Origin of the sequence: Microbacterium sp. NPDC089321 (assembly GCF_040684935.1) — a bacterium.
GTDB lineage: Bacteria > Actinomycetota > Actinomycetes > Actinomycetales > Microbacteriaceae > Microbacterium.
This window is the reverse complement of the sequence record NZ_JBFBGX010000001.1, coordinates 62,181-85,492: the sequence shown is the minus strand read 5'-3', so window position 1 is coordinate 85,492 and position 23,312 is coordinate 62,181. Positions and strand designations below refer to the sequence as shown.

Below are 23,312 nucleotides of genomic sequence, written 5' to 3'. Positions count from 1 at the left end.
TCCGTGGCCGATCCTTGCGAGCGCTCCCTGCTCGTCACCCTCTATCGGCTGCTTCCGGAGGTTCGTTAGGCGGTTCACCCCACGACGTCGAGATACGCGGAGGCTCCGGCGCCGGCATCCGGAACACGGCGCAGCGCGACGAGCTGATGCGCGATCGCGTCCTGCTGGCCGCGGATGTCGGCGATCCGCTCCTGCTGTCGCAGGAGCAGCGCCCTCGCACGGTCGGCCAGCTCCTCCGGCATCGACCCGGTCGGCGGGTGCCAGGGCTCGTCGAGCGGCTCGGCGTCGTCGAGCTCGCGTTCGAAGCGGTCGAGGAGGGCCGCCCACGCGGTCGCGCTCATGCCCGTGCGGCGCTCGTCGACTCTGCAGGGGTCATCGCCTCGGCCGCGCCGTGCCACGCCTCGCGCAGCGGGGCCACCAGCTCTGCGCAGACCCTCGTGCGCTCAGGGTCGCGGCCGATGTTGGCGCCGATGAGGGTCTGCGTGAGGAAGGTGTAGACCGCGCGCAGGCCTGCAGTGCCCTCCCACGAGTCGGTGAGCGACGAGTTCAGCTCGGCGACGATCGACTGCGCGTGCTGCAGCTGCGCGTTCGCCTCCGCCCAGTCCCCGGCGCGCTGCGCGGCCTCGCCGCGCTCGATGTCGAGCAGCAGGCGGTCGTACAGCATGGTCAGCAGTCGTTCGGGGCCCGCGGAGAGGATGGCCAGTTCCCGGTACCGCTGCTGCGCCTTGAGTGCGGCGTTCATGTCAGGATCCCTTCTGCGGCGGCGTCAGTGCCGCCAGCTGCGACGTCAGGTACGACGACTGCGACTGCATGCGCGACAGCTGCACCTCGAGCTGCGCATAGGTGCGTTCGAGCGACGCCTTGCGCTGGGCGAGGCGGACGTCCCATCGCTCGACCTGGTCGCCGAGCACGTCGACCTCGCTCTGCTGACCGGTGATGCGCGCGGTGAGCAGTCCGTCGTACTTGTCGGAGTAGGTGTCGGCGACGTCCTGCACGCGAGCGGCGAGTCCCGAGAAGACGGCCGCGACCTGCGCGGGGTCCGCGGCCACTGCCGCGGAGAAGCGCTCCTCGTCGAACGACAGCACTCCGTACCTGTCTATCGAGATGCCCATGGTCGAGGGGGAGATCCCGTCGACCGGATGCTGCACCGCATCCGCCAGCGAGCGCCGGAGCGAGCGCACCGTGCTGTCGCCGGTGAAGACGCCGAGCGTGGTGGCACCGCCGCCGGTGGGCACCGTCGCCGTGGACCCCTTGTCGATGCCGCTGAGGATCTTCGCGATCTGCGTGACGAAGGCCTCGTGAGCCTTCGCCTGCTCGGCGACGTCTGTGCTGACGGCGACGGTCACCGGCTGTGCCGACGCGGCGCTCACCGTCACGTCCACGCCGGGGAGGAGATTCGTGAAGGTGCCGTTCGCCGAGGTCACCACCTGCTCGGCGGCGGTGCCCGCCCACAGCCGCACCCGGGCATCCGTCCCGGTCGAGACCGTCGCCGCGTTCGGGTCCGCGAGGATGTCGGCGGCCGTGCCCGCCTCGACCGAGGCGATGTCGCCGCGGAGCACGGAGAACGAACCAGCCGCTCCCGCCTCCGCGGCGTTCAGCTGCAGTCGGTACAGGGGAGCGCCGTCCGCGTCCGATCCGGCCCGCACGGCCGCGGCCGTGACGCCGAACCCGGCACGGTTGATCGCCTGCGCCACATCCTGCATCGAGGTCGACGCGGCCGTGACCTCGACCCGTTCGCCCTTCGAGTTCTGAAGCGTGATGACCGGCGGGGTGTCCGGCCACGCGGCGTGAGGTGCGGAGACGATGGAGTGACGCTGGGCGACGCTGTCGACGACGATGTCGATGGAGCCGGCGGTGGCGTCCGCTCCGGCGGTGACGGTCACGGTGTTCGCTGAGGAGGTCGCGGTGAACTGCGCCATGGCGCCGGGCACGCTCGCACTCTTCGCCTTGAGGGCGAGATCCTGCAGCGAGGCGTTCAGCGACTGCAGGTTCGAGATCACGACGCCCTTGTCGGCGATCTTCGACTTCAGCAGGTTCTTCGGGATGGAGTGCACGTCCATCAGGGCCTTGATGAGCTCGGTCGTCTTCAGACCCGAGACGAGACCGTCGAGCGAGAGTGCCATGCCAGCCTTTCGGAGAGGGTGACTCCGGGTGAGCGTTCGGGTCGCTCACCCGGAGTCGATCGATCAGGATCAGCGCAGCAGCTGCAGCACGCCCTGGGTCGACTGGTTGGCCTGAGCCAGCATGGCCGTTCCTGCCTGCGACAGGATGTTCTTCGCCGTGAACTTGACCATCTCCGACGCCATGTCCGTCTCGCGGATGCGGCTCTCGGCTGCGCCGAGGTTCTCCGAGGCGACGTTGAGGCTGTTGATGGTCGACTCGAAGCGGTTCTGCTTCGCACCGAGGTCCGCACGAGCGGTCGACACGTTGGTGATGGCCGCGTCGATGAGCTCCACCCCGGCAGCGGCGGAAGCGGCGCTGCTGACGTCGACCGCGACGCTGCCCGCAGCGAGGTCCGCTCCGGTCGCCTCGAGGGTGGCGACACCGGAGACCGCGGTCGCGAGGTCGGCCAGGTTGACGGTGATGGTGTTCGAGAGGTCGGTGCCTGCGACGTTTCCGTTCGCGCCGACCTGGAACGACAGCGCAGCGCCGTCCATCAGGTTGATGCCGTTGAACTGCGTGTTGGCGCCGATCCGGTTGAGCTCGGAGGCGAGGCCGTTGATCTCTCCCTGGAGCGCGGTGCGGGAATCGGTGTTGTTCGAGTCGCTGCCCGCCTGCACCGCGAGGTCGCGCATGCGCTGCAGGATGGAGTGGACCTCGGTCAGGGCGCCTTCAGCGGTCTGGATGACCGAGATGCCGTCCTGAGCGTTGCGCGCGGCGACGTTCAGACCGCCGACCTGCGCGCGCAGGCCCTCGGAGATCGCGAGGCCGGCTGCGTCGTCGGCAGCACGGTTGATGCGGAATCCGCTCGAGAGCTTCTCGAGCGACTTCGACAGGTCGTTCTGCGTGTTCGACAGGTTGCGGTAGGCGTTGAGCGCCGACACGTTGGTGTTGATCTGCATACCCATGGTGTGTTCCTCCGTGATGGGATTCGTACGGAGCCCGTCCGTGGGCTCCACCCACACCTATCGGCGCACGCGCGCGGGTCGTAAGCCGTCAGGAGGTGACGGAGGCGGAGCCCGCGAGCGCCCGGGCGATACGCGACCCGCCGGTCTCGGCGATGCGGGCGAAGAAGCCCTCGCGCACCGATGCCGAGACGCGGGACGTCAGCGGGGCCTCCTCGCCGTCCCGGTAGAACCGCTCGAGCGCATCGCGGAGCAGGCGGATGGCCTCTGCCCGCTGCTGAGACACGGCCGAGTGCGACACCCCCAGCTCCTCGGCGATCTCCTTGACGGGGCGCTCGTCGATGTACACGGCGTGCACGATCATCCGCATCCGCTCGGGCAGCGCCCTGATCGCGTGATCGAGCACGGTGCGTCGCTCGGCGACCGCAGCCGCCTCATCGGGCAGGGGCGTGTACGAGGCGAGATCGGACTCGTGCACGTCGTCGAGCGTCGTGACGGAGCGGGTGGCGTCGGCGAGAGCCGCCAGCACCTCATCCTGGGAGACGCCCATCGCGGTCGCGATCTCTGCGGCGGTCGCCGGCCGGCCGAGGCCCGAAGAGAGGGTGTCCTGCACCGCGGTGGTCTCTTTGATGCGTCGGCGGATGCCCCGGGATGCCCAGTCCATCGACCGCATCTCGTCGGCGAAGGCGCCGAGGATGCGCCGACGCGCGTAGGCTCCGAACGGCACACCGAGCGACGGGTCGTACGCCTCCGCCGCCGTGACCAGGGCGAGGGCACCGGCGGATGCCAGCTCCTCGCGCGGCACGTGCGTCGCGCGCGCGTGCGTGTCTGAGGCGAGATAGCCCACCAATGGCAGGTTCTCCTCGATCAGGCGATTGCGCTCTTCACGCGTCGTCATGGCTGGTGGCCCCCTCGTAGAACACAGGAACGGACTGCTCCTGCATGGCGGGTCCCCTCCCATACCATGTCCTGAATGATAGTGGCATGGGGAGAACTACCCATGCCAGCGCGGATAACGATCTGCGCTCGCCGGTCGATAGATGCAGTCGACCGGTCGAACGACGCGTCACTCACTGGGGAAGAGAGTCAATGGGAGCCAACGAATTGTCCGCGCAGCTATGGCGAGAACGTGAGCTGCTCGAGCTGCTGCTGTTCAAGCTCGAGGAGCAGGAGCTTCTGCTCGCCGCCGGCCGCACACGCTGGATGCAGTTCGCCACGCGTGAGATCGAGCAGGTGCTCGACGGACTCCGCACGGCCGGGATCGCCCGTGTCGTCGAGGCCGAGACGGTCGCTGCCGAATGGGGTGCGCCCGAGGGCGCCAGCATCCGGCAGCTCATCGACAGCGCGCCGGAGGGGGCCTGGCGCGACGTCCTCACCGAGCACCTGAACGCGCTGACCAAGCTGACCGATGAGATCGGCCGCCTGCGCGACGCGAACTCGGAGCAGCTGCGCGCGGTCATGCGGGCCACGCAGGAGACGATCGCCGGTCTCGGTGACGACACCGGCGAGTACACCACCCACGGTGAGCGCGCGCGTGAGGACTCCGCGCGCATCATCGACACGGAGATGTGAGGAACATGTCGACATTCAGCGGGCTCGGCACCGCCGCCAGCGCCCTCGCCGCGGCTCGGCGGGGGATGGATGTGGTGGGGCAGAACATCGCCAACCAGGCGACCGACGGCTACACCCGTCAGCGGGTCACCACATCGGCGATCGCGGCGGTCGCCCAGTCGGGGCGTTTCAGCCTCGGAGCCCTTCCCGGGCACGGCGTCTCCGTCGACGGCGTCGCCCGCCTGGGCGACGTGCTCCTCGATGCGCGCGTGCGCGACACAGCAGGTGCCGCGGGCTTCTGGTCGGCGCGCGCGCTCGCCGCCACCACTGCCGAGACGGCTCTGGCGGAGCCGACCGAGCACGGTCTCTCAGCGCGTCTGTCGCAGTTCTGGAACGCGTGGCAGGACCTGGGGAACACGCCAGATCAGGGGGCGGCCGCGGCGACGGTGCTGCAGTCGGCGTCGGAGCTCGCCATCCGCATCGCCGGTGGATACCGCGCCGTGGCGACGCAGTGGACCGATGCGAGGCAGTCCGCCGAACGCACGGTCGCACAGCTCAACACCGCCGCGTCGCAGATCGCCCAGCTGAACACCGAGATCCGCGATGCGCTCGGCGCCGGCCGCTCGGCGAACGAGCTGATCGACCGGCGCGACGCTCTCGTGCAGACCACCGCGCGTCTCGCCGGCGCAAGAGGCACACTCGAGGCCGACGGCACCATGACCGTGCGCATCGACGGCAACGCGCTCGTCTCGGGCGGGGACGCCCGATCGCTGACCCTGTCGGGGCCGGCCGCCATCGAGCAGGGCGGAGCGCTGTCGGTGTCGTGGAGCGGCGCCGACGGCTTCGCGGTGTCGGTCGACGGCGGGGAGCTGGGCGGGCTGCTGAGCGTGCTCGCGCCGGCGGACGACGGCGGCACGCTGGCGGGCCTCGCCAGGTCGTACGACGAGGTGGCGAGAGCTCTCGCCTCCAGCGTCAACGAGCGGCACCGCGCGGGAGTGACGGCGACCGGTCAGGCCGGAGGCGACTTCTTCGCGCTGTCCGGGTCGGGCCCTGCCGCACTCGGGCTCTCCGTGGCGGTCGGGAGCGCATCGGACCTCGCCGTGGCCAAGCCGGGAGGCGGGCCGCTCGATTCGAGCAACGCGGATGCGATCTCCCAGATCGGGCGCAGCGCCGGCGGACCCGACTCCATCTGGGCGGATGTGGTCGCCGGCTTCGCCGTGGCCACCGCCGGCGACATCCAGCGGGCGACCCTGTCGGATGTCGCGTCGACGGCCGCGGTCGGCGCGCAGCGATCCGTGGCCGGAGTCGATGGAGACGAGGAGACGATCAGCCTGCTCACGTTCCAGACGGCGTACCAGGCGGCGGCCAGGGTTCTCACGGCCGTCGACGAGTCGCTCGACGTGCTCATCAACCGCACCGGCCTCGTGGGCCGCTAGGAGGAGGACGACCATGATCTCCCGGGTGACCGCGTCTTCCATGACGCACACGGCCATGCGCCAGCTGCAGGCCAATCTGTCGGAGCTGTCGCGACTGCAGGAGCAGGCGAACTCGCAGCGGGCGTTCCTCGCACCCTCCGACGACCCCCATGCCGCAGCGACCACGCTGCGCCTCCACTCCGAGCAGCGCCGCACCGAGCAGCACGCCCGCAACATCGACGACGGCATCGCATGGCTGGCGACCGCCGACTCGGCGATCACTGCGAGCACCGCCCTGCTCGCCCGCGTGAGGAACCTGACCGTGCAGGGAGCCAACGACGGAGCGATGGATGCGACGGCGAAAGAGGCTCTCGCGGTCGAGCTCGAAGGCATCCGCGATGAGCTGCTCGCGCAGGCGAACACCACCGTGCTGGGGCGCTCGGTCTTCGCAGGCACCTCCGACACAGCGGCTTTCGACCCGTCCGGCGCGTTCAGCGGACTCCCCGGAGCAGAGGTCGTCCGTCGTGTCTCCGACGAGGCATCCATCCGCGTCGACACCGACGGCGCCGCAGTCTTCGGCACAGGGGCGGGATCGGTGTTCTCCCTGATCACCGATATCGTGGCTGATCTGCGGGGTGGGCAGAATGTCGGTCCCCGCCTGACCGAGATCGATGAGCGCCGCGATGCGATGCTCAGCGTGCAGGGCTCTGTGGGCGCCAGGCAGTCGCAGCTGGAGCGAGCAAAGGAGGCGACAGTGCAGGACTCCGTGTCACTCGAGGCGCGACGAGCCGCCGTCGAGGACGTCGACTCCGTCGAGGTGCTCGTGAGGCTGCAGGCCCAGGAGCTCGTGTACCGCTCCGCGCTCGCCGTCACCGGCCGCGTTCTGCAGCCCACACTCCTGGAGTTCCTGCGATGACCGCGCTCCTCGACTTCGTCGACCCTCCGCTCGGACTCGCTCCGCACACGCGGTTCCGGCTCGACCCGATCGACGGGGCGGACGGGCTCTTCTCGCTCGGCGCGGTCGACGACGACGGTCTGCGGCTCTACCTCGTCGACCCGCAGACGGTCGTGTCGGGCTATGCGCCGACCCTCGCCGAGGAGCACGTCGACGCTCTCGGTCTGACGGCTGCAGACGATGCGCTGGTGCTCGTCGTGGCGAGCCACACCGGGGAGGGCGTGCACGTGAACCTGCTCGCCCCGATCGTCGCCAACAAGGTCACGGGAGCGACGGCCCAGGTGATCCTCGAGGGTCAGGACTACCCGCTGCGGGCACCGCTCGGCTGACCCGGCGGCGCGGACTAACCTGGAGGGGTGATCCTCGCCGTCGACACCTCTCTCGGAACGGCCGTCGCCGTCATCGACGCCGACGGGCGCACCGTCGCCGAGGCCGGCACTCCCGATCCGCTCGGCCACGCCGAGGTGATCGGAGACCTGCTGGCACAGGTCGCGGGTCATGAGATCACGCACGTCGTGGCCGGCATGGGCCCTGGCCCGTTCACAGGCCTGCGCATCGGCATCGCCGCCGCGCGGGCGTTCGCGCTCGGCCGCGGCATCCCGCTCATCCCGGTCCCCAGCCACTTCGCGATCGCCCTCGACCACGAGGCCGACGGTCCCTTCGCGGTGGTGACCGACGCACGTCGGCGAGAGATCGCGGTCAGCGTCTTCGACGGGACGGATGCCGACGGCATCCCGGATCTGACCCAGCCGACGCGCCTCGAGAAGCGAGGTGCCGAGATCGACGAGCCGGTGCACGAGGTGACCGAGCTGTCGGCCGCTGCACTCGCCCGCGTGGGGGCTCGCGCCGTCGCGAGCGGCCGCGTTCTGGCCGACGCCGAGCCGCTCTATCTGCGTTCGCCCGATGTGGTGCAGCCCGGTGCTCCGAAGCGGGTGGGCTCATGACCCTGCGCCCCGCGACCCTCGACGACCTGCCGGCGATCATGGACCTCGAGCAGCGCAGCTTCCCCACCGATGCGTGGAGCGAGCAGACGATGGGCACCGAGATCGCGAGCCTCCACAACGTCTACCTGGTCGATGTCGAGGGAGAGCGCGTCGTCGGCTACGGGGGAGTGCGGGCACTGCAGGGCTCGGCTGATTCCGACATCCAGACCATCGCTCTCGACGCCTCCCTTCGCGGGCAGGGACGAGGGCGGGCGCTGCTGCGCGCCCTGATCGCCACCGCACTCGAGCGCGGAGCGCGCGAGCTCTTCCTGGAGGTGCGGGACGACAACATCCCGGCTCAGACGCTCTATGCCTCGGAGGGCTTCGCCGAGATCGGCCGCAGGCCCGGCTACTACCAGCCCGACAACGTGGATGCGGTGATCATGCGCCTCGACCTGTGGTCGTGGGCGCGCAGTTCGGCCGATGCGGCAGAGGAGGCGAGCGCATGACCGGTCCCCTGGTGCTCGGAATCGAGACGAGCTGCGACGAGACCGGCATCGGGATCGTGCGCGGGCGGACGCTGCTGTCGAACACGATCGCGTCGAGCATGGACGAGCACGCACGCTACGGCGGGGTCGTGCCGGAAGTCGCCGCACGGGCCCACCTCGAGGCCCTGCAGCCGTCGATCGAACGCGCCCTCGCCGAGGCGCGGGTGACGCTCGACGAGCTCGATGCGATCGCCGTGACGAGCGGCCCCGGCCTCGCCGGCGCGCTGATGGTGGGCGTCGGTGCGGCGAAGGGCCTCGCCGTGAGTCTCGGCAAGCCGCTGTATGCGGTGAACCACCTCGTCGGGCACATCGCCGCCGACATCCTCACCTCCGACGACCGCGCCACGGCACCCCTCGAGTACCCGACCATCGCGCTGCTGGTCTCGGGCGGGCACACCTCGCTTCTGCACGTGCGCGACCTGACGACCGACGTCGAGCTGCTCGGCGAGACCGTCGACGATGCCGCAGGCGAGGCCTTCGACAAGGTCGCCAGGCTGCTGGGCCTGCCGTACCCGGGGGGACCGCAGATCGACAGGGCGGCGGCCGACGGCGACCCGAAGGCGATCCGCTTCCCGAGGGGGCTCTCGAAGGCGTCCGACATGGCGAAGCACCGCTACGACTTCTCGTTCTCGGGCCTGAAGACCGCGGTCGCGCGCTGGGTGGAGCGCGCCGAGGCGGCCGGTGAGGAGGTTCCGGTGGCCGACGTCGCCGCGAGCTTCCGTGAGGCCGTGATCGACGTGCTCGTCGCCAAGGCGCTCGCCGCCTGCGAAGACCGCGGCGTGCCTCGTCTGCTGCTCGGCGGCGGCGTGATCGCGAACAGGCGCCTGCGCGAGGTGGCCCTCGAGCGTGCGGCGGCGGCCGGTGTCGCCGTGCGCATTCCGCCGCTGTCGCTGTGCACCGACAACGGCGCCATGATCGCCGGCCTCGCAGCCGAGCTGATGGCCAGCGGACGCGGCGCCTCGACCCTCGCGTTCGGCGCCGATTCGACGCTGCCGGTGACCGAGATCCAGGTGAGCCCGGCATGAGCGACCCGCGCATCGAGCAGCCCACCCCCGAGGTCGAGAAGCCCGGTGGCGGGGCGGCGCTGCCCGGTGCGGCGAAGGGCTACGGCAAGCTGCCCACCGGTCCTGTGCCGGTCGGGCAGGTCGCCGCGCATCCGGATGCCGATGAGCAGCCGGCCATGGAATGGGCACCGAGCACGGGCGATCATCCCGTCGACGACGCACGGCTCGCGCCGTGGGCGCTCGTCGCGGCGATCGTCGCCCTGGCGACATCCATGTTCGTCGGGTGGGGCATCCCGGTCGCGATCATCGCCGTGATCGCGGCGATCATGTCTCTGCGACGGCCGATCGAGAACCGCGGCATCGCGGTGTGGGCGCTGGTGCTCGGATTGTGTGCCACGCTGTTCAGCGCAGGGTGGCTGCTCTGGGCCGCGATGCAGCTCGAGAGTCTGGGGTGACGCATGCTGGACGAGGCGAAGAGCTCACGACGACGTGAGCTGCAGCGCCGGGCGTATGCCGCCGGTGGGGCACTCACCGAGGCGGAGCACGCCGAACTGCGAGAGCTGGATGCCCTGACCGCGCACTCCGCGCCCGCTGTACCGCCTTCGGTGCCGGCTCCCGAGCGAGGGGAGGAGCGACCGGATCAGCATGGACCTCCCGACTCGGCAGCCCGGTCCGAACGCCCGTCGCCCCGCCCCGCAGGCTCAGAAGCCGACGAGACCCCGGCGCATGACGGGGTCCATCGCAAGCACGCGAGCGAGGCCGCCGACGCCGATGCGACGTCGGGACGGCGGCGGCCCGGCATCCCGATCCTCGTGCTGTCGACGCTGGTCGCGCTGCTGGTCGGATTCGGTGGCGGGTGGGTGCTGCTGAGCCGCTCCGACGCCCCCGCGATGAACGCCGCGCAGGCGAGCGCCCTGGCTGAGATCGAGAAGACCGGGCGGTTCGACCCCGGCTCGATCGTCTATCTCGGTGAGAAATACGATGCATCGGTGTGGCGCGCGACCAGTGAAGACGGCGCGAAGACCTGTCTGGCCATCAGCGTGGCCGATCAGAATCGGTTCGAATGCATGGTGCCGCCGGAGCCTGACGGCGAGGCGCCGTTCGCCCAGCCCATCGGCGTCTCGATCGATCACGCCGAGGGCGAGCACCACTGGTCGTACTGGGCCACCCTCATCGACGACGTCGCGGGCCGCGAGACGCTGCTCGTGCAGCGGCATGACATGTCTGCGGGCATGGACTGGACGTCGCAGTTCACCGACGAGGAGCGGGCGCAGATCGAGAAGATCGCGGAGCAGGGCGTCGACTCGCGGTACATCCAGATCGTCGGCTACGACGGAGAGGTGCCCGTGTTCATCTCCCAGGAGATGAAGACGTGCGTCTATGTCGTCGATCCCGAGGGCGGTGCCGTCATCGAGTCGTGCGAGCCCACCGACGAAGGCGTGTTCCTCCTCTCGCGGGGCAGCACGGTGTACGAGGTGCGCGAGACGCCGTCGCGGGGTCCGGTGCTCACCGTCGTGCGGAACGGCGGATGACGAGATGGCGGATGCGGGCAACGAGGCCAGACGTCGCGAGCTGCAGCGGCGCGCCTTCTCGCCGAACGGCGCACTGACCGATGCCGAGGCCGACGAGCTGCGTGAGCTGAGCACTCGGGTCGTGGCACCAACGCCCCGTCCGGTTCCCACGAGCGAGGAGACCGATTCCCCAGCTGCTCCGGACCCTCCGTCCGCCTCGGACGCCGTGCGGGCAGGCGCCGGCTCTGATCAGGAGCCCGCGGCTGAATCAGAGGCGGTGACGGGGCGTTCGCTGCCCGAGCAGCCAGACCGTGCGCGCCGCATGCCCAGCATCCCGATCCTCGTCCTCTCGGCCATCGTGGCCGTGCTGCTGGGAGTGGGCGTGGGCTGGCTCGCCTTCGGCCGAGGCGACGGCAGCCGCCCGATGACCGATGCGCAGCGCAGGACGCTGGTGCAGCTCGACGCGTCCGACGAGTTCGATCCGGGCTCTGTGGTGCTGACCGGTGCGAAGCACGGGGTCGAGGCCTGGTACGCGACCAAGACCGCCGACGACAGCGAATGCCTCGTGCTCATCGCAGCGCACGGGGCCGACGCCGCCAAAACATCGGAGGGCGCGGCGGATGTCGAGGGCCGGCAGACCGTCTGCCAGAAGACGGGTGAGCCCGACACGTACGGCCTGCAGGCGAACGTCGAGCTGACGATCGACGGAGAGCGGGCGATCGTCTGGGCGGTGCTGCTCGAGGACATCGACGGAGAGCGGGTGACGATCATCCAGCGCGAGGTGCTCGCCGATGACGGCACCTACGACTGGCGGGAGCAGTACTCGGGACGCGAGCTCGAGATCGCCGAGTTCCTCGACAGGTCCGGCTATGACGGAAGCGCACTCCAGCTCATCGGGTGGGACGACACCACGCCCGTGTGGATGACCTTCGACGGCACGCAGTTCTGCCTGCTGGTCGCCGAGCCGACCGCGCTGACAGCCGAGGGCTGCGCGGAGTTCGACCCATCGAGCGGCGGGCGCCTGGAGGTCGCGACCGATCGGGGCATCTATCAGCTGAACCTCACGCAGAACGTCGATCCGCGACTGACGATCATCCGCACTCCGGATTCGATCGTCTGCGACGTCGACTCGGGCTACTGCGGGGTCGACGACAAGACCGGCGAGACCGGCGGCTGATCAGACGCGATCGGCGAGGATCGCCACCCGGCCGGCCGGCGTGCGGGTGAGGATCAGCGTCGCCGCCGTCGATCCCTTGAGAGCGAGCTTCTTGCGGAACGCCGCCGGATCGATGTCCATGCCGCGCTTCTTGATCTCGAGACGGCCGATGTCGGCCCTGCGCAGCGCCTGATTGATCGACTTGACGTGCGCGGGCATGGTCTCGCGCACGCGGAACGACTGCACGAACGGCGATGTCAGAGCCGCATCGCCCGTGAGGTACGCGATCTGCTCGTCGACCATCCCGGCCTCGAGCGAGCGGGCGACCTCGCCGATGAGGCGCGCGCGGATGACGGCGCCGTCTGGTTCGTGCAGGAACGCGCCGAGCTCGCGCACCGGCTCGTCGTCGGCGTCCGCCGCGGCCGTGATCTCGTGCGTCTCGCCGCCCTGCGTCACGAGCGCCGAGCGCCGGATGCCGGGGCGGGCCAGCTCGCCGCTCCACAGCACCAGCTCGACCACGCTGCCGTCGGCGCTCACCCACTGCGCCTCGACGTCTTCGGGGATGAGGTCGCGGTCGAGCCCCGGCCCGAGCTTGATGCCGGTCGGATGCCGGCGCGCGACCTCGAAGCACCAGTCGAGCGACGGTGACCAGTCGGCAGGCGAGGTGCGGGTCGTCTCGCTGTGCCCCGCGGTGCGGCGGGCGGGGTCGAGCCAGACGGCGCCGTCGGTCGGCACGGAGGCCTCGGCGGTTCCGTGGTGCACGGTCGCGTCGGGGAAGGGGGCCAGGTTGTAGGCGGCGATCGCCGAGGTCACCTGATCGGCATCCACCGCGTCGACCGTCAGTCCGGCGCCGGCGAAGGCGAGGCTGTCGCCGCCGATGCCGCAGCCGAGGTCCGAGACGCGGGTGATGCCCGTGCGGCGCAGCCGCACGGCGTGCAGGGTGGCGACGTTCAGGCGCGTGGCCTGCTCGAGACCGGCACGGGTGAACAGCATCCGGTCGGCGAACTCGCCGAACTTCGCTCGCGCCTTCACCCGCAGACGCGCCTGTCCGACGACGGCCGAGACGAGGTCGGGGGAGTGGCCGGCTGCGCGCAGCCGCGACACCGAGCGCGCGACATCGGCGGACGACTCGACGGCGCCCACCTCGTCGAGCAGCGCGAGACCATCGCGCGTGAGCAGTGCGGTCAGCTCAGACATCTCCACAGGAAGAGCCTACGGTCCGCGATCGGGCTGGCACTCGCATTGCATGAGTGCCAACGCTCGGCATACACTGGAGTTAGCACCCTCACCACGAGAGTGCTAACAGTCTTCTGATCTCAAGCACGAAAGAAGAGGTACACCGTGTCGGTTTCCATCAAGCCGCTCGAGGACCGCATCGTCATCCAGCAGGTCGAGGCAGAGCAGACCACCGCAAGCGGTCTGGTCATCCCCGACACCGCGAAGGAGAAGCCCCAGGAGGGCCAGGTCGTGGCAGTGGGCCCCGGCCGCATCGACGACAACGGCAACCGCGTTCCGCTCGACGTCGCCGTGGGCGACCGCGTGCTCTACAGCAAGTACGGCGGCACCGAGGTGAAGTTCGGCGCTGACGAGTACCTGGTGCTCTCGGCTCGCGACGTGCTCGCCGTCGTCGTCCGCTGACGCAGGTCGACAACAGCTCCCAGAGGGCCCGGATGCCACGGCATCCGGGCCCTCTGCCGTACCCCCGCGACGCGTCTCGAGCGACGGCGTCGCCACTAGGCTGAATCGGTGAGCACGAGAAACGGCGGGATCGCCTACACGATCGGCGCCTACCTGATCTGGGGCGTGCTGCCGCTGTACTTCCTCGCGCTGGTCCCGACCGGGGCGTGGGAGGTCGTGGCCTGGCGCGTGCTGCTCTCGTTCGTGTTCTGCCTGCTGCTGGTCACGGTCATGCGCGGCTGGCCCGCCCTCATCGCGATCGTGCGTCAGCCCCGGCTGCTCGGCTGGACCGCCCTCGCCGGCGTGCTCATCTACGTCAACTGGCAGACCTTCCTCATCGGCACCCTGACCGGCCACGTGATCGAGACGAGCCTCGGGTACTTCATCAACCCGATCTTCACCGTTCTGCTCGGCGTCTTCGTGCTGCGCGAGCGCGTTCGGCGGATGCAGTGGGTGGCGATCGGCATCGCCATGCTGGCCGTGATCGTGATCATCGTGGCGTACGGGAAGTTCCCCTGGATCGCGCTCACCCTCACGGCGTCGTTCGGCATCTACGGTCTGGTCAAGAAGCAGATCGGGGCGGCGGTCGACGCCACCAGCGGCCTCACCCTCGAATCGTTCTGGCTCATCCCGATCGCGGTCGTGACGCTCATCATCGTCGGGCAGACCGACGGCATCACCTTCGGCCAGGTCTCGCCGCTGCACACCGTGCTCGTCGCCGGGGCCGGCATCGCCACCGCCGTGCCGCTGCTGCTGTTCGCCGCCGGCACCAGGCGGATCGACCTCAGCCTGGTCGGGCTGCTGCAGTTCATCACCCCGGTCATGCAGTTCATCGTGGGCTGGGCGCTTCTCGGAGAGCCCATGCCCTTCGAGCGCTGGATCGGCTTCATCCTCGTCTGGATCGCGATCGTCGTGTTCGTCGCCGACCTCATGCTGCACAGCAGGCGAGCGCACTCGGATTCGCCGATCACCGCACCCGTCGACCTGGTCTGACCGGCGCTTCTGCGCCCTGATCGGATCGTTAGGCGACCGAGATGGAAGCGATACCACGCGCGGCATATCACCCAATAGGGTGAGAGCACCCGAAGTGGAAATCCACGTTCAGTTACGCAAGGGAGCAACATGAACGCAATGAAGGGCTCGCGTCCCGCGAGGATCTTCGCGGCGGCTGCGATGGTCAGCGCCTCCGCACTCATCATCGCGGGCTGCAGCAGCACGCCCGCCGAGAAGCCCTCCGGTGACGGCGATGGCGGCAAGAAGCCCGCCGCCGACCTCACGCTCAAGCTGGGCTCGCTGCTGCCGCAGACCGGCGCACTCGCCTTCCTCGGCCCGCCCATGGAGTCGGGTGTCGGCCTCGCCGTCAAGGAGATCAACGAGGCAGACGCCGGCATCCAGATCGAGCTCACCGCAGAAGACGAGGGCGACACCGACACCAAGGCGTACGAGACCTCGATCACCAAGCTGCAGGGCGCGGGCGTCACCGCGATGATCGGTGCCGCGGCATCCGGTGTCTCGCGACTCATCCTCGACGGAAACGTCAACGCCGGTGTGCTGCAGATCTCGGCCTCGAACACCGGCCCCGACTTCACCGACTGGGACGACAAGGGCCTGTACTTCCGGACCGCTCCCAGCGACCTGCTGCAGGGCGAGGTCCTCGGCAACCTGATCGCCGAGGACAACCGCAAGACGCTCGGCATCATCTACCAGAACGACGCGTACGGCACGGGTCTCGACGCCGCCATCAAGGAGACGTTCGAGGCGGCCGGCGGCGAGGTCGTCGCCGAGGCGTCGTTCAACGTCGGCGACGCGCAGTTCGACGCCCAGGTCGAGACCATCAAGGCTGAGAACCCCGACGCCGTCGCGATCGTCTCGTTCGACCAGTTCAAGACCATCGGCCCGCTGCTGGTGAACGCCGGCATCTCGGCCGACAAGTTCTACATGGTCGACGGAAACCTGTCGGACTACGGTGACGAGATGCAGGTTCCGCTCGAGGGCGCGCAGGGCACCAAGGCCGGCCCGGTTCTCGAAGACGACTTCGTCGAGCGCCTGCAGGCGTACTGGACGGGCGAGGGCAACGCCGAGGTGAAGGACTTCACCTACGCCGGCGAGGCCTACGACGCCGCGATCCTCGTCGCACTCGCGTCGCTCGCCGCCGGCTCGACCGAGGGCGCCGACATCGCCTCGAAGATGCAGGAGGTCTCGGGCGGCTCGGGCGACGGTGAGAAGTGCACCTCGTTCAAGGAGTGCGCCAAGATCATCAACGACGGAGGCACCGCCGACTACGACGGCTACTCCGGCGAGGTGACCTTCGACGAGAACGGCGACCCGCAGGGCGCCACGATCGGCATCTACAAGTACAAGGCAGACAACACCATCGAGCGCACCAACTGACGTTCGGTCACAGAAGGCCCCGGATGCCGGCATCCGGGGCCTTCTGGCTGCCCGTGGCCGCGCATGGGTCGAACGGAGAACGGGGTGGATGCCGATCGGCATCCACCCCGTTCTGAATCAGTGCGTCAGGCGGCGTCCTGGCCCAGAGTGCCCAGGTACAGGCCGATGACCTTCGGGTCGTTCAGCAGGTCGCGGCCGGTGCCCTCGTAGGCGTCGCGGCCCTGGTCGAGCACGTAGCCGCGGTCGCAGATCTGCAGGCAGCGCCGGGCGTTCTGCTCGACCATGATCGTCGTCACGCCGGCCTGGTTGATGTCGGAGACGCGGATGAACGCGTCGTCCTGCCGCACCGGGGAGAGCCCGGCAGACGGCTCGTCGAGCAGCAGCACCGACGGGTCCATCATCAGGGCGCGCGACATCGCGACCATCTGGCGCTCACCGCCCGAGAGCGAACCCGCGCGCTGGTTCAGGCGCTTGCCGAGCTCGGCGAAGATGCTGCTGACGAACTCCAGCCTCTCGGCGTAGATCTTGGGGTTCTGATAGAGCCCCATCTGCAGGTTCTCGGCGATGGTCAGCGACGGGAAGACGTTGTTCGTCTGCGGAACGAAGGCCACACCGCGCTTGACGAGCTTGTCGGCCTTGAGCCCGACGATGCTCTCGCCGTTGACGGTGATGTCGCCCTCGCGCACGTTCACCATGCCGAAGATCGACTTCAGCAGCGTCGACTTGCCGGCGCCGTTCGGCCCGATGATGCCGATCAGCTCGCCCTTGCGGGCGACGAGGTTCGCGCCGTTGAGGATGTTCACGCCGGGCAGGTAGCCGGCGTGCACGTTGGTCAGCTCGACGACGACGTCGCGGGCGTCATCCGCGACGCCGCGCGCGGGGGAGGAGTTCTCGGCATCCATCACTTCTTCTCCTCTTCGGCTTCGGCCACGTCTTCGTCGGCCTCGAGCTCTGCCTCGGCCTCGGCCTCGATCTTCTCGCGGATGCGGGTGGCGGCGACCGCCCCGGCTGCATCGCCGGGCATCACGGGGATGCGGCCGGTCACGACTCCGAGATCGACGTCCTGGTGTGCGCCCAGATAGGCGTCGACGACAGCGGGGTCCTCCATGACGGTGTCGGGCGGGCCCTCGGCGACCACTCGGCCCTCGGCCATGACGATCACCCAGTCGGCGATGTGGCGCACCATGTGCATGTCGTGCTCGACGAAGAGCACGGTCATGCCCTGCTCCTTCAGATCGAGGATGTGGTCGAGCAGCGACTGCGTGAGGGCGGGGTTGACGCCTGCCATCGGCTCGTCGAGCATGACCAGCTGCGGATTGCTCATCAGCGCTCGTGCCATCTCGAGGAGCTTGCGCTGACCGCCCGACAGCGACGCGGCGAAGTCCTTCTCCTTCGCGTCGAGCTTGAACCTGCGCAGCAGCTCGCGGGCGCGCTCTTCGATCTCCGCCTCCTGTCGCCGCCAGAGGGCGGGGAACAGGCTGGCCCAGAAGCCCTCGCCCTTCTGCTTCGTGGCACCGAGCTTCATGTTCTCGAGCACCGTCAGCAGCGACAGCGACTTGGTGAGCTGGAAGGTGCGCACCTGGCCCATGCGGGCGACCTTGAACGACGGGATGCCCGACAGGTTCTTCCCGTCGAAGCTCCACGTGCCGCTGTTCGGCTTGTCGAAGCCGCACAGCAGGTTGAACAGGGTGGTCTTGCCGGCGCCGTTCGGCCCGATCAGCGCGGTGATCGCGCCTCTCGGCACCTCGACGTGCTCGACGTTGACCGCGGTCAGGCCGCCGAAGTGCCGCTCGACCGCATCGACCACGAGGATCGGGTCGACCTTCGCGACACCGGGGGCGGCGGGTCCCTTCGCGAGACCCGTCGTCTTCGGGCGCCTGATGCTGCCGGTCACCGGTGCGGGTTCCGCGCCGGGAACCTGCTCGGGGGTGTTCTCACTTGACAAAGGTCATCTCCCTCTTGTCTCCGAGGATGCCCTGCGGGCGGAAGATCACGAGCAGCATCAGCGCCACGCCCACGAAGATGAACACCAGGGTCGAGGCCTGGCTGTCGGACATGGGCAGGATGCCGTTGCGAGCCATGCTCGGCAGCAGGTTGGCGAGGAACGCGAACACGACCCAGAACAGGATCGCGCCGAGCGTGGGCCCGAAGACGGTCGCTGCGCCGCCGAGCAGCAGGATCGTCCACAGGAAGAAGGTCAGCGAGGTCGTGTAGCTGCCAGGCACGACGGCCGAGGGGAGCACGAAGACGATGCCGCCCGCGGCGCCGATCACGCCGCCGACGACGAGCGCCTGCATCTTGTAGGCGAAGACGTTCTTGCCGAGCGAGCGCACGGCGTCCTCGTCTTCGCGGATGCCCTTGAGCACGCGCCCCCATGGGCTGCGCATGAGCGCCCAGACGAGCAGCACGGCGACAGCCAGGAGGATCACGCCGAAGACGCGGTTCCACAGGTCGTTCGCCGTGTAGGTCCACGGGCCGAAGCCGTAGGTGCCGTCGGGGAACGGGTTGGCGTCACGGAATCCGCCGTTGTACTGCGCGAGACCGTCGGCCGAGTTGGTCCACTCGTCGAACAGCTGCGTCGTGAAGAGCAGACGCACGATCTCGCCCGCCGCGATCGTCGCGATGGCGAGGTAGTCGGCCCGCAGTCGCAGGGTCGGGATGCCGAGCAGCACGGCGAACAGGGCTCCGCCCAGCAGGCCGATGAGCATGCCCACCCACCACGGGAGCCCGAAGCTGAGCACCGAGATCGCGTAGCCGTAGCCTCCGATGGCCATGAACGCGGCCATGCCGAAGTTGAGCAGGCCGGCGTAGCCGAAGTGCACGGCGAGACCCGTCGCGGCCAGGGCGTACGCGATGGTGACCGGGCTGAACAGGTAGACGGCCGTGTTCGAGAAGATGCTTCCGAAGTCCATGGTCAGCCCAGCCTTTCCTTGCGTCCGAGCAGGCCCTGCGGCCTCACCAGCAGGATCACGATGAGCACGACCAGGGCGCTCGCGTACTTGAGGTCGGAGGGGATCCACAGCGTCGAGATCTCGACCGCGATGCCGACGATCAGCGAGCCGACCAGGGCGCCGAACGCGGTGCCGAGGCCGCCGAGGGTGATCGCGGCGAAGATCAGCAGCAGCATCTGCATGCCCATGTCCCACTTCACGCCGGGGCGGAAGTACGCCCACAGGATGCCCGAGATGGCCGCCAGCACACCCGACAGGATCCACACGTAGCGGATGACCCGGTCGACGTCGATGCCCGAAGCGGCGGCGAGCTGCGGGTTGTCGGAGATCGCCCTTGTGGCCTTTCCGATGCGGGTGCGGGTCAGGAACCACGCCACGGCCAGGATGACGACGATGCTGACGCCCATGGCGACCAGGTCGATGTACGACAGCGAGACCGGACCGAACTGGATGGGTGCGGGGCTCGCGCCGGGCAGCTGGCGCGTGCCGCCGCCGATCAGGTACTGGAACAGGTAGCGCAGTGCGAGCGAGAGCCCGATGCTGACGATCATCAGCTGCACCACGCCGAGGCCGCGGCGGCGCAGGGGGCGCCAGAGCGCGGCATCCATCGCCCAGCCGAAGAGACCGCCGGCGATGACGGCGGCGGTGATGCCCACCCAGAGGGGCGCCTGCCAGACCGTCGTCGTGACCAGGGCCACGAGGCCGCCCCACGTCACCATCTCCGCATGCGCGAAGTTCGACAGACGCGTGGTGCCGTAGATGAGCGCGGCGCCCATCGACGCGAGGGCGAGCAGCAGACCGAAGTTCAGACCGCCCACGAGGCGCGAGGCGAGCTGGTCGAGCAGCGAGACCGTGATGCGCTCTCCCTCGCCGAGGAAGAGGTTCACGATCTTCGTGCCGGTCAGGCCGAACTCCGCCTCGAACTCGCCGCTCGTGCCCGAGACCGGCTCGACGCCGTCCGGCAGGTTCTCCGCATCGACGATGACGCCGTCGGGGAGCGTGTCCTCGTCGACCGCGATCGTGTACTTGTCCTTCTCAGGCACGTACAGGCGCCATTTGCCCTCGGCGTCGGTCTTGGTCTCGCCCTCGAACCCGCCGCCCTTCACCGACAGCTCGACGCCCTCGATGGGCTCGTCGTCGTAGGTGATGTTGCCGGCGAAGTAGAAGTCGGTGACCTCCTGCCCGTCCGGTGTCGTCTCAGCGTGCGCGGCACCGGCCGGCACGCCGAAGACGAGGAAGGCGGCGAGCAGCGTCGCGAGCACCGCGACCACGCCGTTCCGGGGGCGCTGAAGCGCCATAGTTCTGAGTCCCACGCATCCTCCACATCGAGTGCATCCAGCGACTTCGGGTCGTCGCTCGGCTTGGACGTCGGACTGAGCGTATCCCGTCGCGGCGTGGGAGCGCACCCATCGTGGCCGGATCGGAATATCGGGAGTGTCACACCGGGCGGTTCTCGGCGTTCTCGGAATAACAGGCCGCGCGTGGCGCTTAGAATCTATACACCCGCGGGCCTTGCCCCGTCAGGCCGCAGACGTCCCCGCGCACTCGCCATTCGATCGCGCCTCCGGCGCAGAGGAGCAAGCTTCCATGCAGCAGCACGACCCGTTCGGTTTCGTCGGACTCACCTACGATGACGTGCTCCTGCTTCCCGGGCACACCGACGTCATCCCGAGCGAGGCCGACACCTCCTCGCGGATCACGCGCCGCATCTCGGTCGCGACCCCTCTGCTCTCCAGCGCGATGGACACCGTGACCGAGGCCCGCATGGCCATCGCCATGGCTCGCGAGGGCGGCATCGGCATCCTGCACCGCAACCTGTCGATCGCCGACCAGGCCGCGCAGGTCGACCGCGTCAAGCGCAGCGAGTCGGGCATGATCACCGACCCGATCACCACGACCGCCGACGCGACCGTCGAAGAGGTCGACAACCTGTGCGCCAAGTACCGTATCTCGGGTCTGCCCGTGGTCGACGACCAGGGCACGCTCGTGGGCATCGTCACCAACCGCGACATGCGCTTCGTCTCCGGCTTCGAGCGCCAGACGACCCTGGTGAAAGACGTCATGACCCGCGAGAACCTCGTCACCGCCAAGGTCGGCGTCGCCGCGGGAGAGGTCATCTCGCTGTTCGCGAAGCACCGCGTCGAGAAGCTGCCGCTCATCGACGAAGACGGCAAGCTCGCCGGCCTCATCACGATCAAGGACTTCGACAAGAGCGAGAAGTACCCCCTCGCCACCAAGGACGACCAGGGCCGTCTGCGCGTCGGCGCGGCGATCGGCTTCTTCGGCGACGCTTGGGAGCGCGCAGAGGCGCTGCGCGACGCGGGCGTCGACATCCTCGTCGTCGACACGGCCAATGGCCAGTCGCAGGGCGTCATCGAGCTCGTCAAGCGACTCAAGGCCGACGAGTCGTTCGCGCACATCGACATCATCGGCGGCAACGTCGCGACCCGCGAGGGCGCCCAGGCGCTGGTCGACGCCGGCGTCGACGCCGTCAAGGTCGGCGTCGGTCCTGGCTCGATCTGCACCACGCGCGTCGTCGCGGGTGTCGGAGTGCCGCAGGTCACCGCGGTCTATGAGGCGTCGCTCGCCGCCGGTCCCGCCGGTGTGCCGGTGATCGCCGACGGCGGTCTGCAGTACTCGGGCGACATCGCGAAGGCTCTGGTCGCCGGTGCCGACGCCGTCATGCTCGGATCGCTGCTCGCAGGCACCGACGAGTCGCCGGGCGAGATCGTCTTCCAGTCCGGCAAGCAGTTCAAGCAGTACCGCGGCATGGGCTCGCTCGGCGCCATGCAGACCCGAGGCAAGCAGACCTCGTACTCGAAGGACCGCTACTTCCAGGCCGATGTGCCCAGCGACGACAAGCTGATCCCCGAGGGCATCGAGGGTCAGGTGCCGTATCGCGGGCCGGTCTCGGCCGTCGCGTACCAGCTGATCGGCGGGCTTCGCCAGTCGATGTTCTACGTCGGCGCGCGCACCATCGAAGAGCTCAAGAGCCGCGGCCGCTTCGTGCGCATCACCGCCGCCGGCCTCAAGGAGTCGCACCCGCACGACGTGCAGATCGTGGTCGAGGCGCCCAACTACAAGAAGTGAGTCGGCGTGCGGAAGGGGCGGATGCTGCGGCATCCGCCCCTTCCGCACGCTCGGGAGCGGGCGTACCGTGAACGGCATGTGCCGCAGCATCCACACCCTCCACAACTTCGAGCCGGCCGCGACCTCGGACGAGGTGCATGCCGCCGCCCTGCAGTACGTGCGCAAGATCGCCGGCACGACGAGGCCGTCGAAAGCCAATCAGGAGGTGTTCGACCGCGCCGTCGCCGAGATCGCGCACGTCACCCAGCACCTGCTCGACGACCTCGTGGCCACCCGCCCGCCGAAGAACCGCGAGGAGGAGGCGGCGAAGGCACGGGCCAAGGCCGTCGCCTCCGGCCGCTACGCGGCCTGAGCGTTACACCCCGTGACCGCGTGTTGCGGGCGATGACGAGGCGGGTGGCCGGGTATCCGGATGCGCGATTACGGTCGCGGCATGACTCTTCTCAGCGACCAGACCACCGCAGCCCTCCCCGACATCACCGCCGACGAGCGCGCCGCGCGCCTGACCGACGCGGGTTCCGCGTGGAACGAGCGCATCGCCCGGGACGCCGCGAACGCCGCGCTCACCTACAGGGTGACGGGTCGCGGGGTCGGTGCGGTCGGCACCGAGATCACCTCGGGCAGGCATCGCTTCCTGGTCGACGAGCCGGCTGGTCTCGCCGGCGACGACGCGGCGCCGAGCCCGGTCGAGTACGCACTCGGCGCGCTCGTGTCATGTCAGGTGGTGGTGTTCCGCCTCTACGCGCAGGCGCTCGGGCTGACGATCGACGACATCGAGATCACCGCGGAGGGCGATCTCGACGTGCGCAAGCTCTTCGGCATCGACGAGTCGGGCCGCGCGGGCTTCCATGACGTGAGGGTGCGGGTCGAGATCACCGGCCCGAACAGCGCGGACGACTACGACCGGCTGCGCGCCGTCGTCGACGAGCACTGCCCCGTGCTCGACCTGTTCGCGAACCCCGTTCCGGTGTCGGGGGCGCTCGTCTGACGGCATCCGGGCGCGGCCCTCTCACCCGACGCAGGAGATTCACCCGGCGCAGGAGCGGCAACCGCTCTCCGGTCCTGACCTCGCGTG

The 23,312-nt window shown here is 69.3% G+C and carries 26 protein-coding genes; 16 read left to right on the top strand and 10 right to left on the bottom strand.

What is annotated here, in order from left to right:
• Positions 1–74: 74 nt before the first annotated feature.
• The 5 genes from AB0N59_RS00395 to AB0N59_RS00375 all read right to left on the bottom strand — a co-directional run bounded on the left by AB0N59_RS00395 (position 75) and on the right by AB0N59_RS00375 (position 3,963).
• Complete coding sequence (locus tag AB0N59_RS00395) at positions 75–341, bottom strand: hypothetical protein (RefSeq protein ID WP_363477150.1); 267 nt, start codon at positions 339–341, stop codon at positions 75–77.
• Entirely contained in the window at positions 338–742 is a 405-nt protein-coding gene (fliS, locus tag AB0N59_RS00390; RefSeq protein WP_363477147.1) for a flagellar export chaperone FliS, read from the bottom strand. The genes AB0N59_RS00395 and fliS overlap by 4 nt, the downstream gene beginning before the upstream one ends.
• 1 nt (position 743) lies before the next feature.
• Positions 744–2,123, bottom strand: a complete 1,380-nt coding sequence (gene fliD / locus AB0N59_RS00385; protein ID WP_363477144.1) for a flagellar filament capping protein FliD — start codon at positions 2,121–2,123, stop codon at positions 744–746.
• Between the two features lie 69 nt (positions 2,124–2,192).
• Positions 2,193–3,068, bottom strand: coding sequence for a flagellin (locus tag AB0N59_RS00380; protein ID WP_363477141.1), 876 nt, complete (start codon positions 3,066–3,068; stop codon positions 2,193–2,195).
• 88 nt (positions 3,069–3,156) lie between these two features.
• Entirely contained in the window at positions 3,157–3,963 is an 807-nt protein-coding gene (locus tag AB0N59_RS00375) for a sigma-70 family RNA polymerase sigma factor (RefSeq protein ID WP_363477138.1), read from the bottom strand.
• 191 nt (positions 3,964–4,154) lie between these two features.
• Here AB0N59_RS00375 and flgN point away from each other — a divergent pair, with 191 nt between their 5' ends.
• From flgN to AB0N59_RS00325, 10 genes are read left to right on the top strand one after another with little or no spacing between them, the layout of a single operon-like run.
• Positions 4,155–4,637 carry a flagellar export chaperone FlgN gene (gene flgN, locus AB0N59_RS00370; protein WP_363477135.1) on the top strand — a complete coding sequence of 161 codons (483 nt, stop codon included), beginning with the start codon at positions 4,155–4,157 and terminating at the stop codon, positions 4,635–4,637.
• A gap of 5 nt (positions 4,638–4,642) precedes the next feature.
• A complete protein-coding gene (flgK, locus tag AB0N59_RS00365; RefSeq protein ID WP_363477132.1) occupies positions 4,643–6,052 on the top strand; it encodes a flagellar hook-associated protein FlgK in 1,410 nt (469 codons plus the stop codon).
• A 13-nt stretch (positions 6,053–6,065) separates the two neighbouring features.
• Positions 6,066–6,947, top strand: a complete 882-nt coding sequence (gene flgL / locus AB0N59_RS00360; RefSeq protein WP_363477129.1) for a flagellar hook-associated protein FlgL — start codon at positions 6,066–6,068, stop codon at positions 6,945–6,947.
• Positions 6,944–7,315 carry a flagellar assembly protein FliW gene (locus tag AB0N59_RS00355; RefSeq protein WP_363477126.1) on the top strand — a complete coding sequence of 124 codons (372 nt, stop codon included), beginning with the start codon at positions 6,944–6,946 and terminating at the stop codon, positions 7,313–7,315. Before flgL ends, AB0N59_RS00355 begins: the two co-directional genes overlap by 4 nt.
• Positions 7,316–7,342: 27 nt before the next feature.
• Positions 7,343–7,930 (top strand): tRNA (adenosine(37)-N6)-threonylcarbamoyltransferase complex dimerization subunit type 1 TsaB, encoded by a 588-nt coding sequence (gene tsaB / locus AB0N59_RS00350; RefSeq protein ID WP_363477123.1) that lies wholly within the window; start codon positions 7,343–7,345, stop codon positions 7,928–7,930.
• Positions 7,927–8,418 (top strand): ribosomal protein S18-alanine N-acetyltransferase, encoded by a 492-nt coding sequence (rimI, locus tag AB0N59_RS00345; protein ID WP_363477120.1) that lies wholly within the window; start codon positions 7,927–7,929, stop codon positions 8,416–8,418. Before tsaB ends, rimI begins: the two co-directional genes overlap by 4 nt.
• Positions 8,415–9,482 (top strand): tRNA (adenosine(37)-N6)-threonylcarbamoyltransferase complex transferase subunit TsaD, encoded by a 1,068-nt coding sequence (tsaD, locus tag AB0N59_RS00340; protein WP_363477117.1) that lies wholly within the window; start codon positions 8,415–8,417, stop codon positions 9,480–9,482. The genes rimI and tsaD overlap by 4 nt, the downstream gene beginning before the upstream one ends.
• Positions 9,479–9,916, top strand: coding sequence for a hypothetical protein (locus AB0N59_RS00335; protein WP_363477115.1), 438 nt, complete (start codon positions 9,479–9,481; stop codon positions 9,914–9,916). Before tsaD ends, AB0N59_RS00335 begins: the two co-directional genes overlap by 4 nt.
• Before the next feature lie 3 nt (positions 9,917–9,919).
• Positions 9,920–10,993 (top strand): hypothetical protein, encoded by a 1,074-nt coding sequence (locus AB0N59_RS00330; protein WP_363477112.1) that lies wholly within the window; start codon positions 9,920–9,922, stop codon positions 10,991–10,993.
• Between the two features lie 4 nt (positions 10,994–10,997).
• Entirely contained in the window at positions 10,998–12,149 is a 1,152-nt protein-coding gene (locus tag AB0N59_RS00325) for a hypothetical protein (RefSeq protein ID WP_363477109.1), read from the top strand.
• Here the strand turns inward: AB0N59_RS00325 and AB0N59_RS00320 are convergent, their stop codons facing one another.
• The gene (locus AB0N59_RS00320) at positions 12,150–13,331 is read right to left on the bottom strand and encodes an SAM-dependent methyltransferase (RefSeq protein WP_363477106.1); all 1,182 of its coding nucleotides are present in this window, start codon (positions 13,329–13,331) and stop codon (positions 12,150–12,152) included.
• A gap of 138 nt (positions 13,332–13,469) precedes the next feature.
• Between AB0N59_RS00320 and groES the strand changes: the two genes are divergently transcribed.
• The 3 genes from groES to AB0N59_RS00305 all read left to right on the top strand — a co-directional run bounded on the left by groES (position 13,470) and on the right by AB0N59_RS00305 (position 16,196).
• Positions 13,470–13,766, top strand: a complete 297-nt coding sequence (gene groES, locus AB0N59_RS00315; protein ID WP_099196502.1) for a co-chaperone GroES — start codon at positions 13,470–13,472, stop codon at positions 13,764–13,766.
• A 108-nt stretch (positions 13,767–13,874) separates the two neighbouring features.
• The gene (gene rarD, locus AB0N59_RS00310; protein WP_363477103.1) at positions 13,875–14,798 is read left to right on the top strand and encodes an EamA family transporter RarD; all 924 of its coding nucleotides are present in this window, start codon (positions 13,875–13,877) and stop codon (positions 14,796–14,798) included.
• A gap of 129 nt (positions 14,799–14,927) precedes the next feature.
• On the top strand, positions 14,928–16,196 hold the full coding sequence (locus AB0N59_RS00305) for an ABC transporter substrate-binding protein (protein WP_204975813.1): 1,269 nt from the start codon (positions 14,928–14,930) through the stop codon (positions 16,194–16,196).
• A 125-nt stretch (positions 16,197–16,321) separates the two neighbouring features.
• Here the strand turns inward: AB0N59_RS00305 and AB0N59_RS00300 are convergent, their stop codons facing one another.
• From AB0N59_RS00300 to AB0N59_RS00285, 4 genes are read right to left on the bottom strand one after another with little or no spacing between them, the layout of a single operon-like run.
• Positions 16,322–17,098, bottom strand: a complete 777-nt coding sequence (locus tag AB0N59_RS00300) for an ABC transporter ATP-binding protein (RefSeq protein ID WP_363481144.1) — start codon at positions 17,096–17,098, stop codon at positions 16,322–16,324.
• On the bottom strand, positions 17,098–18,090 hold the full coding sequence (locus AB0N59_RS00295) for an ABC transporter ATP-binding protein (protein ID WP_363481141.1): 993 nt from the start codon (positions 18,088–18,090) through the stop codon (positions 17,098–17,100). Before AB0N59_RS00295 ends, AB0N59_RS00300 begins: the two co-directional genes overlap by 1 nt.
• Before the next feature lie 40 nt (positions 18,091–18,130).
• Positions 18,131–19,108, bottom strand: coding sequence for a branched-chain amino acid ABC transporter permease (locus AB0N59_RS00290; RefSeq protein ID WP_204975816.1), 978 nt, complete (start codon positions 19,106–19,108; stop codon positions 18,131–18,133).
• 2 nt (positions 19,109–19,110) lie between these two features.
• On the bottom strand, positions 19,111–20,445 hold the full coding sequence (locus AB0N59_RS00285) for a branched-chain amino acid ABC transporter permease (protein WP_363481138.1): 1,335 nt from the start codon (positions 20,443–20,445) through the stop codon (positions 19,111–19,113).
• Positions 20,446–20,734: 289 nt separating this feature from the next.
• Here AB0N59_RS00285 and guaB point away from each other — a divergent pair, with 289 nt between their 5' ends.
• From guaB to AB0N59_RS00270, 3 genes are all read left to right on the top strand, one after another.
• Entirely contained in the window at positions 20,735–22,237 is a 1,503-nt protein-coding gene (guaB, locus tag AB0N59_RS00280) for an IMP dehydrogenase (protein WP_363477098.1), read from the top strand.
• A 76-nt stretch (positions 22,238–22,313) separates the two neighbouring features.
• The gene (locus AB0N59_RS00275) at positions 22,314–22,589 is read left to right on the top strand and encodes a DUF2277 domain-containing protein (RefSeq protein ID WP_363477095.1); all 276 of its coding nucleotides are present in this window, start codon (positions 22,314–22,316) and stop codon (positions 22,587–22,589) included.
• 81 nt (positions 22,590–22,670) lie between these two features.
• The gene (locus tag AB0N59_RS00270; protein ID WP_363477092.1) at positions 22,671–23,225 is read left to right on the top strand and encodes an OsmC family protein; all 555 of its coding nucleotides are present in this window, start codon (positions 22,671–22,673) and stop codon (positions 23,223–23,225) included.
• Positions 23,226–23,312 lie beyond the last annotated feature (87 nt).

Coding starts and splice junctions, on each gene's coding strand:
- AB0N59_RS00300 (WP_363481144.1), bottom strand. CDS start 17,098: ATGGATGCCGAGAACTCCTCCCCCGCGCGCGGCGTCGCGGATGACGCC.
- AB0N59_RS00275 (WP_363477095.1), top strand. CDS start 22,314: ATGTGCCGCAGCATCCACACCCTCCACAACTTCGAGCCGGCCGCGACC.
- rimI (WP_363477120.1), top strand. CDS start 7,927: ATGACCCTGCGCCCCGCGACCCTCGACGACCTGCCGGCGATCATGGAC.
- AB0N59_RS00395 (WP_363477150.1), bottom strand. CDS start 341: ATGAGCGCGACCGCGTGGGCGGCCCTCCTCGACCGCTTCGAACGCGAG.
- tsaD (WP_363477117.1), top strand. CDS start 8,415: ATGACCGGTCCCCTGGTGCTCGGAATCGAGACGAGCTGCGACGAGACC.
- AB0N59_RS00270 (WP_363477092.1), top strand. CDS start 22,671: ATGACTCTTCTCAGCGACCAGACCACCGCAGCCCTCCCCGACATCACC.
- AB0N59_RS00380 (WP_363477141.1), bottom strand. CDS start 3,068: ATGGGTATGCAGATCAACACCAACGTGTCGGCGCTCAACGCCTACCGC.
- AB0N59_RS00330 (WP_363477112.1), top strand. CDS start 9,920: ATGCTGGACGAGGCGAAGAGCTCACGACGACGTGAGCTGCAGCGCCGG.
- fliD (WP_363477144.1), bottom strand. CDS start 2,123: ATGGCACTCTCGCTCGACGGTCTCGTCTCGGGTCTGAAGACGACCGAG.
- AB0N59_RS00335 (WP_363477115.1), top strand. CDS start 9,479: ATGAGCGACCCGCGCATCGAGCAGCCCACCCCCGAGGTCGAGAAGCCC.
- flgL (WP_363477129.1), top strand. CDS start 6,066: ATGATCTCCCGGGTGACCGCGTCTTCCATGACGCACACGGCCATGCGC.
- AB0N59_RS00305 (WP_204975813.1), top strand. CDS start 14,928: ATGAACGCAATGAAGGGCTCGCGTCCCGCGAGGATCTTCGCGGCGGCT.
- flgN (WP_363477135.1), top strand. CDS start 4,155: ATGGGAGCCAACGAATTGTCCGCGCAGCTATGGCGAGAACGTGAGCTG.
- flgK (WP_363477132.1), top strand. CDS start 4,643: ATGTCGACATTCAGCGGGCTCGGCACCGCCGCCAGCGCCCTCGCCGCG.
- AB0N59_RS00290 (WP_204975816.1), bottom strand. CDS start 19,108: ATGGACTTCGGAAGCATCTTCTCGAACACGGCCGTCTACCTGTTCAGC.
- AB0N59_RS00285 (WP_363481138.1), bottom strand. CDS start 20,445: ATGGCGCTTCAGCGCCCCCGGAACGGCGTGGTCGCGGTGCTCGCGACG.
- guaB (WP_363477098.1), top strand. CDS start 20,735: ATGCAGCAGCACGACCCGTTCGGTTTCGTCGGACTCACCTACGATGAC.
- AB0N59_RS00325 (WP_363477109.1), top strand. CDS start 10,998: ATGGCGGATGCGGGCAACGAGGCCAGACGTCGCGAGCTGCAGCGGCGC.
- fliS (WP_363477147.1), bottom strand. CDS start 742: ATGAACGCCGCACTCAAGGCGCAGCAGCGGTACCGGGAACTGGCCATC.
- AB0N59_RS00355 (WP_363477126.1), top strand. CDS start 6,944: ATGACCGCGCTCCTCGACTTCGTCGACCCTCCGCTCGGACTCGCTCCG.
- AB0N59_RS00375 (WP_363477138.1), bottom strand. CDS start 3,963: ATGACGACGCGTGAAGAGCGCAATCGCCTGATCGAGGAGAACCTGCCA.